At 31.8% G+C, this 13,026-nt stretch carries 12 protein-coding genes; 10 read left to right on the top strand and 2 right to left on the bottom strand.

All coding sequences use genetic code 11. The annotated features are described in order from the left end of the window. The first annotated feature begins 22 nt into the window (after positions 1-22). From bshA to CD150_RS07655, 8 genes are all read left to right on the top strand, one after another. On the top strand, positions 23-1,171 hold the full coding sequence (gene bshA / locus CD150_RS07690) for an N-acetyl-alpha-D-glucosaminyl L-malate synthase BshA (RefSeq protein WP_073342045.1): 1,149 nt from the start codon (positions 23-25) through the stop codon (positions 1,169-1,171). Next, positions 1,164-2,372, top strand: coding sequence for a CCA tRNA nucleotidyltransferase (locus tag CD150_RS07685; protein ID WP_073342048.1), 1,209 nt, complete (start codon positions 1,164-1,166; stop codon positions 2,370-2,372). The genes bshA and CD150_RS07685 overlap by 8 nt, the downstream gene beginning before the upstream one ends. Then, on the top strand, positions 2,356-3,327 hold the full coding sequence (locus CD150_RS07680) for a biotin--[acetyl-CoA-carboxylase] ligase (protein ID WP_073342051.1): 972 nt from the start codon (positions 2,356-2,358) through the stop codon (positions 3,325-3,327). Before CD150_RS07685 ends, CD150_RS07680 begins: the two co-directional genes overlap by 17 nt. 25 nt (positions 3,328-3,352) lie before the next feature. Beyond that, on the top strand, positions 3,353-6,070 hold the full coding sequence (locus tag CD150_RS07675) for a helicase C-terminal domain-containing protein (protein WP_103161467.1): 2,718 nt from the start codon (positions 3,353-3,355) through the stop codon (positions 6,068-6,070). 74 nt (positions 6,071-6,144) lie between these two features. Next, the gene (asnS, locus tag CD150_RS07670; protein WP_046208240.1) at positions 6,145-7,437 is read left to right on the top strand and encodes an asparagine--tRNA ligase; all 1,293 of its coding nucleotides are present in this window, start codon (positions 6,145-6,147) and stop codon (positions 7,435-7,437) included. 105 nt (positions 7,438-7,542) lie between these two features. Then, positions 7,543-8,217: a DnaD domain-containing protein gene (locus CD150_RS07665; protein ID WP_397610338.1), complete on the top strand. Its 675-nt coding sequence runs from the start codon at positions 7,543-7,545 to the stop codon at positions 8,215-8,217. Next, on the top strand, positions 8,207-8,866 hold the full coding sequence (nth, locus tag CD150_RS07660) for an endonuclease III (RefSeq protein ID WP_073342060.1): 660 nt from the start codon (positions 8,207-8,209) through the stop codon (positions 8,864-8,866). The genes CD150_RS07665 and nth overlap by 11 nt, the downstream gene beginning before the upstream one ends. A 5-nt stretch (positions 8,867-8,871) precedes the next feature. Then, positions 8,872-9,207, top strand: a complete 336-nt coding sequence (locus CD150_RS07655) for a YpoC family protein (protein ID WP_073342063.1) — start codon at positions 8,872-8,874, stop codon at positions 9,205-9,207. Positions 9,208-9,520: 313 nt separating this feature from the next. Here the strand turns inward: CD150_RS07655 and CD150_RS07650 are convergent, their stop codons facing one another. Both CD150_RS07650 and recU read right to left on the bottom strand, forming a co-directional pair. Continuing rightward, complete coding sequence (locus CD150_RS07650) at positions 9,521-11,731, bottom strand: transglycosylase domain-containing protein (protein WP_103161466.1); 2,211 nt, start codon at positions 11,729-11,731, stop codon at positions 9,521-9,523. Continuing rightward, positions 11,728-12,354 carry a Holliday junction resolvase RecU gene (gene recU / locus CD150_RS07645; protein WP_046208244.1) on the bottom strand — a complete coding sequence of 209 codons (627 nt, stop codon included), beginning with the start codon at positions 12,352-12,354 and terminating at the stop codon, positions 11,728-11,730. Before recU ends, CD150_RS07650 begins: the two co-directional genes overlap by 4 nt. Positions 12,355-12,604: 250 nt before the next feature. Here recU and CD150_RS07640 point away from each other — a divergent pair, with 250 nt between their 5' ends. Both CD150_RS07640 and CD150_RS13720 read left to right on the top strand, forming a co-directional pair. After that, positions 12,605-12,943, top strand: coding sequence for a DUF1798 family protein (locus CD150_RS07640; RefSeq protein WP_073342069.1), 339 nt, complete (start codon positions 12,605-12,607; stop codon positions 12,941-12,943). Continuing rightward, a partial coding sequence (locus tag CD150_RS13720; protein ID WP_240621215.1) for an SLOG family protein occupies positions 12,940-13,026 on the top strand: 87 nt, incomplete at its 3' end. The genes CD150_RS07640 and CD150_RS13720, both read left to right, overlap by 4 nt.

Below are 13,026 nucleotides of genomic sequence, written 5' to 3'. Positions count from 1 at the left end.
TTTAAGAAAGGATGTGCCACCTATGAAAATAGGAATTACATGTTACCCTTCTATGGGTGGTTCTGGAATTATCGCCACTGAGTTGGGTATCAAATTAGCAGAAAGAGGACATGATATCCATTTTATAACATCGAATATACCTTTTAGAATTAGAAAACCTTTACCTAATATTACATTTCATCAAGTTGAAGTGAATCAATATGCTGTATTCCAATATGCGCCTTACGATATTACCTTAAGTACCAAGATTGCTGAAGTAATCAATGAGTATGACCTAGATTTATTACATATGCATTATGCCGTACCGCATGCTGTTTGCGGTATATTAGCAAAACACATGTCTGGTAAAGACATTAAAATAATGACTACCCTACATGGCACTGATATTACAGTATTGGGATATGATCACTCATTAAAAAATGCGATTAAATTTGGTATAGAAGGTAGCGATGTAGTGACAAGCGTCAGTAAATCACTTGCAGAACAAACGACTGATATTATTGAAACAGATAAAACAATCATTCCAATTTATAATTTCGTTAGAGAAAATGAATTCCCTACAAAACATTCAATGCCAACTGAATCTGATATCAAATTAAAAGCTTGTTACGGGATAGAACCTGAAGAAAAAGTGATTATTCACGTTTCTAATTTTAGAGCTGTCAAACGAATTGATACAGTCATTGAAACTTTCGCAAAGATACACCAAAAATTACCATCAAAACTTATTTTATTAGGTGATGGACCTCAATTAATGGATATGAAAGCAAAAGCACGTGAATTAGACATTGAAGATGCTGTGTTATTTTTAGGTAAACAAAATTGGGTGAGTGAATTTTATCAAATATCAGATTTAGTATTATTATTAAGTGAGAAGGAAAGCTTTGGTCTCACATTGTTAGAAGCAATGAAATCAGGTGTACTTCCAATTGGCTCTACTGCTGGAGGTATCAAAGAAGTAATTAAACATAACGAAACAGGTTTTATAGTAAATATTGGTGATAGTGATACAGCCAGTACGTATGCGTTACAATTGTTGACAAATGATGAACTTTATAAAAAAATGCAGCAGCAAATGTTGGATGATGTTGCTGAACGTTTTTCTTCAGATTTAATTGCAGACCAATATGAATATTATTATAAAAAAATGTTAGAGGGTAATCATGACTAAAACTTTATTCGAACAAGCAAAACCAATATTAAAAACTTTACAATCTAACCATTACCAAGCATTTTTTGTTGGGGGTTCTGTGAGAGATTATCTAATGCATAAAACAATACACGATATTGATATTACTACGAGTGCAACGCCTGAAGAAGTAGAAGCTATTTTCGAAAAGACAATTCCTATAGGTAGAGAACATGGCACAGTCAATGTTGTCTATAATGGCGAACACTATGAAGTAACAACATTTCGTGCAGAAGGTGATTATGATGATCATCGAAGACCTAACGAAGTCTTTTTTGTGCGTGAATTATATGAGGATGTTAAAAGACGTGATTTCACAATGAATGCAATAGCTATGGACGCCGATTTTCATATTCACGACTACTTCAATGGTCAACAAGATATTGAAAATCACATAATTAGAACCGTAGGCAATGCGCATGAACGTTTTAACGAAGACGCGTTAAGGATTATTCGAGGTCTACGTTTTCAAGCACAATTAGGATTTGCATTAGAAAATGAAACTTTTTATGGTATGAAATCACATATCCATGATATTAAATATTTATCAATTGAACGAATTGTGGTTGAACTAAAAAAACTCACTTCTGGTAAGTATGTAGCCCATAGTTTTGAAAACTTACAGTACTTGAATGCATTTAATTACATTCCTTTTTTCAAACATTATAAACTAAATGATTTTATTTTAGATGAAGCCATTCCGTTCACTTTATTTGTAGCTTTATTGAAAGCACAACAACCTTTAGTAAATGGTACTCTTAATGATTTAAAAATTAGTAATAATGAAAAAAAGGATATAGGTAAATTAGAACGACTACTTAATCAATTACCCAATATTAAATCTAAATCAGACTTTAAAATACTTCTTTATGATTATGGTGAACAAGATATACTATTAATATTAAATTTCATAGATTTACATATTAAAAACCATTTACCTTCTTTTTCACCGCTTATTATAAATATACAATCTGTAAAAGAAGAATCTAAAAAGTTACCTATTCACTCAAGAAAGGATATTGATATTAATGGTAAAGATATCCTTGAGGCAGTTAATAAGCAAAGCGGTCCTTGGCTAAAAACACTATTGAGAGATATTGAGATTGCTATTATCAATAGAGATGTTCAAAATATTAAACCAGAAATCATTAGGTGGGTGAAGTCACATGTCGAAATACAGTAAAGATGTTATTCAAATCTTATATACAAACCAGTCAGAATATATTTCTGGACAGTTTATTGCAGAACATCTTTCAATTTCTCGAACAGCAGTCAAAAAAGTAATTGATCAACTTAAGCAAGAAGGGTGTGAAATTGAATCAATTAACCATAAAGGACATCGCTTAATTGAACTACCTGATAAATGGTATAGTGGGATTGTAGAACCTTTAATCGATGAACAAAAAATGTTTGATCATGTAGAGGTCAAAGCGCAAGTTGATTCCACACAGTTACTCGCCAAACAAAAATTAGTTGGAAACTCAAACACCTTTTTAATTTTAAGTGATGAGCAAACGAAAGGAAAAGGGCGCTTCAATAGACCATGGGATTCATCACGTGGCAAAGGATTATGGATGTCTCTTGTGTTACGTCCAAATGTCCCATTTGAAATGATAACAAAGTTTAACTTGTTTATGGCATTAGGTATCAGAGATACAATGCAACAATTTAGTAATGAGAAAGTAACGATTAAATGGCCAAACGATATCTATATTGATGGAAAAAAAGCTTGTGGATTTTTGACTGAAATGGTAGCTAATAGTGATGGTATAGAAGCGGTGATATGCGGTATTGGCATAAATATGAATCACTTGCCTGAAGATTTTCATGGTGAGTTGCAATCAAAGGCCACGAGCTTGAGAATACATGCTAACCAAAAAATACATCGTTATCATTTATTAGAGCAATTAATAAATCAGATTGAAAGACGTTATCATCAATTTTTAAGCCAGCCGTTTTCCACGATACGACATGAATACATTGAAGCTTCAAATATTTGGAATAGAACTTTAAAATTCACTGAAAATGGTCAACAATTTCAAGGTGAAGCTATAGATATTGATGAGCATGGTTATCTAATTGTCATTGATGAGCAACAGACACAACACAAACTCATGAGTGCAGATATAGAACTATAAATTTATAAGAAAAGGAGGAATGAAAATGACACAGCCTTGCTACGCTGTTGTTGATTTAGAAACAACAGGCAACCAATTAGACTACGATGAAATTATTCAAATTGGTATTACTTTCGTCCGCGATAATAAAATAATTGGCACCTATCACTCTATGGTAAAAACAGATTTAGAAATTCCTCCTTTTATTCAAGCATTAACCTCAATTGAAGATGAAATGCTAAAGCAATCACCATATTTCCATGAAATTGCTGACGATATATACAAACAACTTGAAGGCTGTATCTTTGTCGCACATAATGTAACTTTTGATTTAAATTTCATAAAAAAATCATTTAAAAAATGTAATATCAGATATAGACCCAAAAAAGTATTAGATACATTAGAATTGTTTAAAGTTGCTTTCCCAACAGATAAAAGTTATCAATTAAGTGAATTAGCAGAAGCACATGGTATTACATTAAATAATGCCCACCGTGCGGATGAAGATGCTGCAACGACTGCACAACTTATGATACTTGCTTTCAATAAATTCGAAGCACTACATTTAGATACTTTAAAACAACTTTATTATTTAAGTAAAAATTTAAAATATGATTTACATGATATTCTTTTTGAAATGGCTCGAAACCATAACCATGAACAACTAAGTGAAGATTTCGAACAATTTGAACAGATTATTTATAAAAAGCAAAGAGATTTTAAAGCGCCCACAGTAAACTTTGACGGAACTTTAAAAGACCTATATACAGACATTACTGAAAAATTAAATTTAACATATAGACCTCAACAATTATATTTAGCTGAAATTATCTTAGAACAGTTGATGCATAGTGAGAAAGCTATGATTGAAGCGCCTTTAGGGAGTGGTAAATCATTTTCATATTTATTAGCTTCACTAATGTATAACATACAAACAGGAAAACATGTAATGATTTCTACAAATACAAAATTATTACAAAATCAGTTGTTGGAAAAAGATATACCTGCATTAAAATCAGCATTGAATTTTAAAATAAATGCATCTTTAATCAAAAGTAAACGAGATTATATTTCGTTAGGATTAATCAGTCAAATTTTGAAAGATGAATCTAATAATTACGAAGTTAGCATTTTGAAAATGCAATTATTGATTTGGATTACAGAAACACATACTGGAGATATACAAGAGTTAGATTTAAAAGGCGGACAGAAAATGTATTATGAACAAAAGTTAGAAACTTATGTTCCAGTGCGTAATGACATTAATTATTTTAATTTTATTAAGCGCAACGCAAAAAATATACAAATTGGTATAACAAATCACGCTCATTTAATACATGCTTCACATGACAATACAATTTATCAATTATTTGATGATTGTATCATTGACGAAGCCCATAGGTTACCTGATTATGCATTAAACCAAGTTACGAATGAATTAAGCTATTCTGATGTCAAATACCAATTAGGCCTAATTGGTAAAACTGAAAACGATAAACTACTTGCCGCTATCGACCATTTAGAACAACAACGTATACTTGAAAAATTAGATATACCACCAATCGATGTTTTTGGCCTTAAAACAAATATCAATGAAATACATGATTTAAACGAACAATTGTTTAGTACGATGTTTAATAGCATCCAACAATCAGAAATACATGATGATGAAGTGCATAAAGTTCATTTTGTATATCATTTCGATGTAACACCTATTTTAAATGATTTGCATGCCATCATTCATAAATTAAATATGACCTTAGAATTCTTTAACGGCATGAGCCATAAAACAATTAAAACAGTAAGAAAACAATTACTTTATATTAATGATAAGTTTAGAGCAATTGAAACTAGTTTAAAAAATAATCATACTAGTTATTTATCCATTAAAAACATTAACCAAAAATCTACAATCAAATTAAATGTAAAAGATTATGATGTGAAAGAAATATTAACAAAACAAGTGTTAGATAAATTTAATGCACTAACATTTATTTCAGGTACCTTAACTTTTAATCACTCATTTGAAAATTTCAAGCAATGGTTTAATAAGGACATCATATTTAATACTTATGAGCTTGATACTGCAACAGTATCTTCAAACCAGACAACTGTATTTATACCAAATGATGTCGCTTCATATAATTATAAAAATATTGATGACTATGTGAGCTCTATTGTCAATTATGTCATAGAATATACAACAGTTATTGAATCAAAATGTTTAATTCTATTCACTAGTTATAAGATGATGCATATGGTACAAGAACTCTTGAATGAATTACCTGAGTTTGAGGATTACGTAATACTCACACAACAACAAAATCAAAACTATAAAATTGTACAGCAATTTAATAGTTTTTCTAAAGCCATTCTATTAGGGACTAGCACATTCTTTGAAGGTTTTGATTTCCAATCAAATGGTATCAAGTGTGTAATGATTACAAAATTACCTTTTATGAATCATAACAATACGAAATATTGGTTAATGGAATCTGAATTCACTTCCACATTTAAAGATTTCGTTTTACCTGATGCTGTTACTCGTTTCAGGCAAGGACTAGGCAGACTTATTAGAAGTGAGCAAGATAAAGGTATCATCGTATCATTTGATGATCGTTTAATTAAAAGTAATTACAAACAATTCTTTGAACAATCATTAGAAAGTTATCGTCAAAAGAAAGGCGATATAAAACAATTTTCAAGCTTACTTAAAAAAATAAAAAAAGAGACAATACATCATAAAAGTAACACGCGCAACTAGAAGTTGTACCTTGATTTTGTTAAAATGTATAAGGATTAATAAAAGAAGACTACAAAAATATTAGGAGTTTGGTTATGAAAACAACGATAAAAGAAGCAAAACATTACATTAACCAAGAAGTAACGATAGGTGCTTGGTTAACGAATAAACGTTCAAGTGGTAAAATTGCATTCTTGCAGTTAAGAGATGGTACTGGCTTTATGCAAGGTGTCGTAGTAAAAGCTGATGTAGATGAAGATACTTTTCAGTTAGCTAAAGATATTACGCAAGAAACTTCATTATATATTACTGGCGTCATTTCAGAAGATAATCGCTCTGATTTAGGCTATGAAATGCAAGTAAAATCTATTGAAATCATTGCAGAAGCTCATGATTACCCAATCACACCGAAAAACCATGGTACAGAATTCTTAATGGATCATCGTCACCTTTGGTTACGTTCAAAAAAACAACATGCAGTTATGAAAATAAGAAACGAAATTATTCGTGCAACATATGAATTCTTTAATAATACTGGGTTTACCAAAATAGATCCACCTATTTTAACAGCTAGTGCACCAGAAGGTACAAGTGAACTATTCCATACTAAATATTTTGATCAAGATGCTTTTTTATCTCAAAGTGGTCAACTCTATTTAGAAGCAGCTGCAATGGCTCATGGTAAAGTATTTTCATTTGGACCTACATTCCGTGCAGAAAAATCTAAAACACGCCGTCATTTAATTGAATTTTGGATGATAGAGGCTGAAAAAGCGTTTTGCGATCATAACGAAAGCCTAGAAATTCAAGAACAATATGTGACACATGTTGTTAAATCAGTACTAGAAAATTGCAAATTAGAATTAAATATTTTAGAACGTGACACTGAAAAGCTTGAAAAAGTTACCACGCCTTTCCCACGTATCACATATGATGATGCAGTTGAATTCTTGAAAGAACAAGGTTTTGATGATATCGAATGGGGAGAAGACTTTGGTGCGCCTCATGAAACTGCAATTGCAAATCATTACGATTTACCTGTATTTATTACAAATTATCCAACAAAAATCAAACCTTTCTATATGCAACCAAATCCAGATAATGAGGATACAGTGTTGTGTGCAGATTTAATAGCACCCGAAGGATATGGAGAAATAATCGGTGGTTCTGAACGTATCAATGACCTTGCATTATTAGAACAACGTATCGATGAATTTGAATTAGACCCTGAAAGTTATAGTTACTATTTAGATTTACGTCGTTATGGTAGTGTACCTCACAGTGGATTCGGTTTAGGTCTAGAAAGAACAGTCGCATGGCTATCAGGTGTAGAGCATGTTCGTGAAACTGCACCATTCCCTCGTTTATTAAATCGACTATATCCATAATATTATCAATACAAGAAACTACCTAAACTACGTCCAGTCTATTTTACGGCTGGACTTTTTTATAATATTTACACATGATAAGGAGGGGTGCTTTTGAATATCGATATGCTTAAAACTAGACCTGTTGTAATTCGCAAAGAATTACTAGATCATTATAATGAATTAGGTATCAATGAGCGTGAATTAGTTATCTTAATAAAATTAATTTACGCGTCGGAAACGACCAATAAACAACCATCCATTGAATCTTTACAAAAAGGCACATCACTAGATTCTAGAGAAATTACTGCTATTATACAAAATCTTATTCAACGTGATTTATTAGAGTTAAATGTTAACAAAGACGAAGAAGGTAAATTCACTGAATATATGAATCTCGATCAGTTCTATCATAAACTAAATGATATTATGCAACACGTTAAAAATAATAGTAACCAAAAACAAGTTGAACTTGAATTCAATAAACTTTTCCAACAGATTGAGCAAGCTTTTGGTAGACCATTATCACCGTATGAAATCGAAACATTAAACCAATGGTTAGACATAGATAAACACGACTTAAGTGTGATTCAAGCAGCATTGGATGAAGCGCAAAGTCAGAACAAAATGAGTTTTAAATACATTGATCGAATTTTATTAAATTGGAAAAAAAATAATGTAAAAACCATTGAGGATTCCAAAAAAATAAGTCAACAGTTTAACCAACCTAAAATGAAACACACTGTTAAAAAAGTGCCTAAATTTGATTGGCTAAATGAGGAGAATCAAGATGATAAGTAATAAAAAAGCTTTAGAAATGATCGATGTTATTGCTAATATGTTCCCAAACGCTGAATGTGAACTCGTACATGATAACCCATTTGAACTAACAATTGCGGTACTATTATCAGCACAAACTACAGATGTTTCTGTAAATAAACTCACTAGAGACCTTTTCAAAAAATACAAAACACCTGAAGACTATCTAAATGTAGATATATCAGAATTAGAAAATGATCTGCGTACCATTGGTTTATACAGAAATAAAGCTAAAAACATTCAAAAATTATGTGCGTCATTACTAAATAAATTCGACGGGGTGATTCCGCAAACACATGCCGAACTTGAAAGTCTAGCTGGAGTGGGGCGTAAAACAGCAAACGTAGTGATGAGTGTTGCTTTTAATGAGCCTTCACTTGCAGTAGATACTCATGTAGAACGTGTAGCTAAACGTTTAGGCATTTGTAGGTGGAAAGATAATGTTAGACAAGTAGAAGATAAATTGTGCAAAGTCGTACCTAGAGAACGTTGGAATAAAACACATCATCAACTTATTTTCTTCGGACGCTATCACTGTTTAGCACGTAGCCCTAAATGTGATATATGCCCCTTATTTAATGAATGTAGGGAAGGGCAAAAAAGATATAAAGCCAGTTTGAAAGAAGTGTGACACAATTGATTTCAAAAGAAGCGTTTAAACAATTAGAAGAACAAATAGATTTATTTTCTAAACAGAAGAAATTAAATTCTGCTGAAGCTAAGTTATTAATTGATAAATACTTTGATATGATTGAGACTTTTTTTAAACAAATCAATCACATTCATACGATTGATTTTGAACAATTAAGCGATTATCCAGTTGTACCAATGAATTTTAAAGAGCGTTATCAATATATGCTTGCCCGTAAATACCATTTTATGGGTTATAGTCAAATGAAGACAGTCAAATCAGAATTAATAAAAATGAATGCATCCTATCAAATACGTAGAAAAAACAAAGGTAAACCTTAAAGTCCCACTTCCCAACTTGTTGGGTTAGTGGGACTTATGCATGAGCAGAAGCTCAGGTAATCCTTAAAACCACTTCCCAACTTGTTGGGTTAGTGGTGCTTTATGCATGAGCAGAAGCTCGATACTTGATAGTCAGTTGCTCACTCATACAAAGCCATCATTCTTCAATTAGTTACGAAAACTCTATAAAATAAAGAAAACGCCAATTTCTATATATTTTCAATAGAAATTGGCGTTTATTTGTTAGTAAAGAATGATGATAATCAAGTGTTTATTAAACACTTAGTTACTTGCTCAAAAATTTATTTGGACATTATTGTGCTCTTGATAAACCAGTAGAATTATTTGCATTATTACCGTTTGAGCTAGCTGATGATGCATTATTGTTATTGTTGTTGTTATTGCTACCACCGCTATTATTATTATTACTACTACTACTACTGCTTCCACCTTGTCCTCGAGGCTTATTACTTGTTTTGTTGTCATCAGGATGTCCTGCAACAGAAAGGCTATCTTTACTATCACCATTTACTGAGTCAGGTTTACTAAAGTCCTTGCCGTCTCTTGGTGAGATATTACTCATTACATCCTCGAATAAATATTGTGGATATTCTTGTTCGTCATGACCAACAAATGAATTTACGCCGCCTTGTTTAACTTCTTTGAAGCCCATCCACACAGACATGCTGTATTTTGGCGTGAAACCATTCATCCATACATCTTTTGCAGCATCGTCAGGTAAACCATATTGTTGGTAAGTTTGATCACCATAAGTACCTGTACCAGTTTTTGCTGCAACATTTACACCAGATATACCGTGGCCATATGCAGAACCATAAGCTTCAAATGTACCTTTAAGTACTTCTGCTAGCATATAAGAAGTGGAATCTTTCATTGCTTTCTTACTTGTATGATCGTAATTAATTGTTTCCCCATCTTCTTTTTCTACTTTTTTAATAGAATGTGCATTATTATATTCGCCACCATTTGCAATTGATGCAAAAGCAGATGCTAATTGAGTAGGAGAGAATTCTGATGATGAACCACCTAATACTTCAGAAGGTCCAATATCTCCTTCATATTCCAAGCCTACTTTATTTGCGAAATCTTTTGGCGCGTCATTTCCAGCGTTCTCTTTTGAAGATTGCCATGCTTTTAATGCTGGAATGTTGAAACTTTGACGTAAAGCGTCATACAATTTAACCTCGCCGTGACCTTTAGTATCATAGTTTCTAAACGTAACACCATCAACTTGATATGCTTCTTCATCCTGAATTGCGTGGTTCGTAGCCCAATTCATATTTTCTATAGCAGGGCCATAAGCTAAGAATGGTTTTAATGATGAACCAGTAGGGTGTGCATCTGTAGCTAAGTTTCTATCAACAATATCTTTATAGTTTCTACCACCTGATATTGCCACTAATCCGCCAGATTCACTGTCTACGATAGAAGCACCAACTTGTTGGTCTTCGTTTTTATAGTAACCACCATTATCTACACGATCTTGAAGCGTTTGTTGTACGTCTTTGTCCATATTTGTGTAGATTTTAACACCACTGTTAAGAACTTCTCCTAAATCTTTACCTTTGAATGCTTTATTATTCATTAATTCAGATTTTACGAAGTTAACATAAGAATCGTATTCAGGATTTGAACTTTTATCACTAACTTGACGTTCTTCCGAATCACGTTTTACTAGATTATCTTCTAATGATGTATTTTGTGCTTCTTCTTTTTGCTTCTTAGTAATACGATTATGATATTCCATTAAGTATAAAACAGTATCTTTACGTGATTCTGCTTCTTTTGGATGATCATAAATATTATAAGTATTCGGAACTTGTGGTAAACCAGCAAGATAAGCCGATTCAGCTAAATTTAAATCTTTTAAATCTTTATCAAAATAATATTTAGCTGCAGCCTTCACACCATAAACACTGTCAGAATAGTAAATTTTATTTAAATACATCTCAAATATTTCATCTTTACTATATTCTTGTTCAAGTCTATATGATAGATAAGCTTCTTGTGCTTTACGGGCAATTGATTTTTGATCCGTTAAAAATGAACGTTTAACTACCTGTTGCGTCAATGTCGATGCACCTTGTGAACCAAATCCTCCCGTAAAGTTTTTAGCCACTGCACCAAACAAACGTTTATAGTCAAGTGCACCATGGTCATAGAAACGATTATCTTCTGTAGCCAAGACAGCTGCCTTCATGTTTTTAGGTACTTCATCTAAATCAACATGTTCGCGTCTTTGCCCATTATCAATCGTTTTAATCAAATCGCCATCTTTATCATATATTTTAGCAGGAATTGGATCTTGTAATTTTGATTCTGTAAATGCTGGTGCTTTCCAAGCATAATATGCAAATAACAAAATACCGATTAATGCTAGAACAATGAAGGCTATGATGAGAAATCCGATTATCTTAATAATCGTTCTTTTTATATTCCTATTCTTTTTTTCTCCGGACTTATCATTCTTTTTTGAATCAGAAGTCCTTTTTTTCTCCGTCATACGCGGTCCTCACTTTCATCTAATATCAACTTATCAACTGCTTTGAGGTAATTCAATCTTGGTTGATACTGATAAGGAATATAGTAACCATTTTTTCTAATTTCTTCAACCGTAATCGACTTTTTAATTTCTTTTTTGTACCGATGCCAATAATATTTAAATTTGCAATAAGGCAATAAATAAACTTCATCTAATAATTTAAAGCGAATTAATAAAAAAACAATACCTCCTTGATCATAACAAGCATCCATGTGTATCACTTGGTGCTCATGCATATTATTCAATGGAAATGAAGTTTTATTTTTAGTTTCTTTCGCTTCAAAATCTAAATAGTGCCCTTTATAAATACCATTGTAATCAGTAGTCGAAGGCGTTCGGAAATAAGCCTCATTAATTACCGCCTTACTTCTCATAGGATAATGAACGTTAACTATTTGAACGGGGGTGGGCTTTTTATGTATAACAGCTTGCCCAAGTTTCAAATAGTGCGTATTAGATAATTCAATATCGCTCTCAAGTGACATTCCTCTGCCACCATAATTTATTTTACTCTTATCATCCTTATAAGTTCGTCCGACTTGAGACTTATTTCCGTAAAATGGTTTCCCATTTGGATAATTCATTGTTTTTCACCACTTTAATTTGGTTTCAAAAACTTTTTCCATTATACATGAAAACAGTCATTTTTTCCAAACTATGAAATATAAAGCAATGTATCTGTACATACATCAATATTTATTTTAACGTGCTTTTCTCAATTAAACAATATTTCCCTATAAATAAGCCTATAATATGACATAAATGTAAGTTCGTTGTTTCTCAAATGACTATCAAATTCATTTGTGGTAAATTTAATATGTGGGAGGAAACTTCATGCAACAATTAATTACCCAACTCTTAAATGATGTACAAAAGATGCAAAATAGATACGAAACAGTCAAATCGAAAGATATAGATTATGACTTTTACAAAGATGTTGTTCCATTTACGAGTCACATAGATAATCTGTTAGAAACATTTAGCACCTTCGAACCTAAAATACTAAGATTATCCTATATGAATAAGAAAAAATTTGATTTACTTATTTCAAATATTGAATCACTGTCCGTTGAATGTCATTTTAAAAGAACTAGCCGAAAATTATTTACAGAAAAAGTCAAGGCAGTACAATACGATTTAAGTTATATACAAAGAAGTGATGCTAAATTATGATAAAGACAATTTATGTGACTGGCTACAAGTCATTTGAACTTAATATCTTTAAAGATGACGCACCTGAAGTTTCATATTTAAAA

The organism is Staphylococcus ureilyticus (assembly GCF_002902235.1).
In the GTDB taxonomy this organism is placed as follows: Bacteria; Bacillota; Bacilli; order Staphylococcales; family Staphylococcaceae; genus Staphylococcus; species Staphylococcus ureilyticus.
This window is presented reverse-complemented; position numbering and strand designations above follow the sequence as displayed.

What these genes read in the sequence shown, in the direction of transcription:
- bshA (WP_073342045.1), top strand. Translation starts at nt 23, where the DNA reads ATGAAAATAGGAATTACATGTTACCCTTCTATGGGTGGTTCTGGAATT.
- asnS (WP_046208240.1), top strand. Translation starts at nt 6,145, where the DNA reads ATGAAAACAACGATAAAAGAAGCAAAACATTACATTAACCAAGAAGTA.
- CD150_RS07680 (WP_073342051.1), top strand. Translation starts at nt 2,356, where the DNA reads ATGTCGAAATACAGTAAAGATGTTATTCAAATCTTATATACAAACCAG.
- CD150_RS07640 (WP_073342069.1), top strand. Translation starts at nt 12,605, where the DNA reads ATGCAACAATTAATTACCCAACTCTTAAATGATGTACAAAAGATGCAA.
- recU (WP_046208244.1), bottom strand. Translation starts at nt 12,354, where the DNA reads ATGAATTATCCAAATGGGAAACCATTTTACGGAAATAAGTCTCAAGTC.
- nth (WP_073342060.1), top strand. Translation starts at nt 8,207, where the DNA reads ATGATAAGTAATAAAAAAGCTTTAGAAATGATCGATGTTATTGCTAAT.
- CD150_RS07650 (WP_103161466.1), bottom strand. Translation starts at nt 11,731, where the DNA reads ATGACGGAGAAAAAAAGGACTTCTGATTCAAAAAAGAATGATAAGTCC.
- CD150_RS07665 (WP_397610338.1), top strand. Translation starts at nt 7,543, where the DNA reads ATGCTTAAAACTAGACCTGTTGTAATTCGCAAAGAATTACTAGATCAT.
- CD150_RS07685 (WP_073342048.1), top strand. Translation starts at nt 1,164, where the DNA reads ATGACTAAAACTTTATTCGAACAAGCAAAACCAATATTAAAAACTTTA.
- CD150_RS07675 (WP_103161467.1), top strand. Translation starts at nt 3,353, where the DNA reads ATGACACAGCCTTGCTACGCTGTTGTTGATTTAGAAACAACAGGCAAC.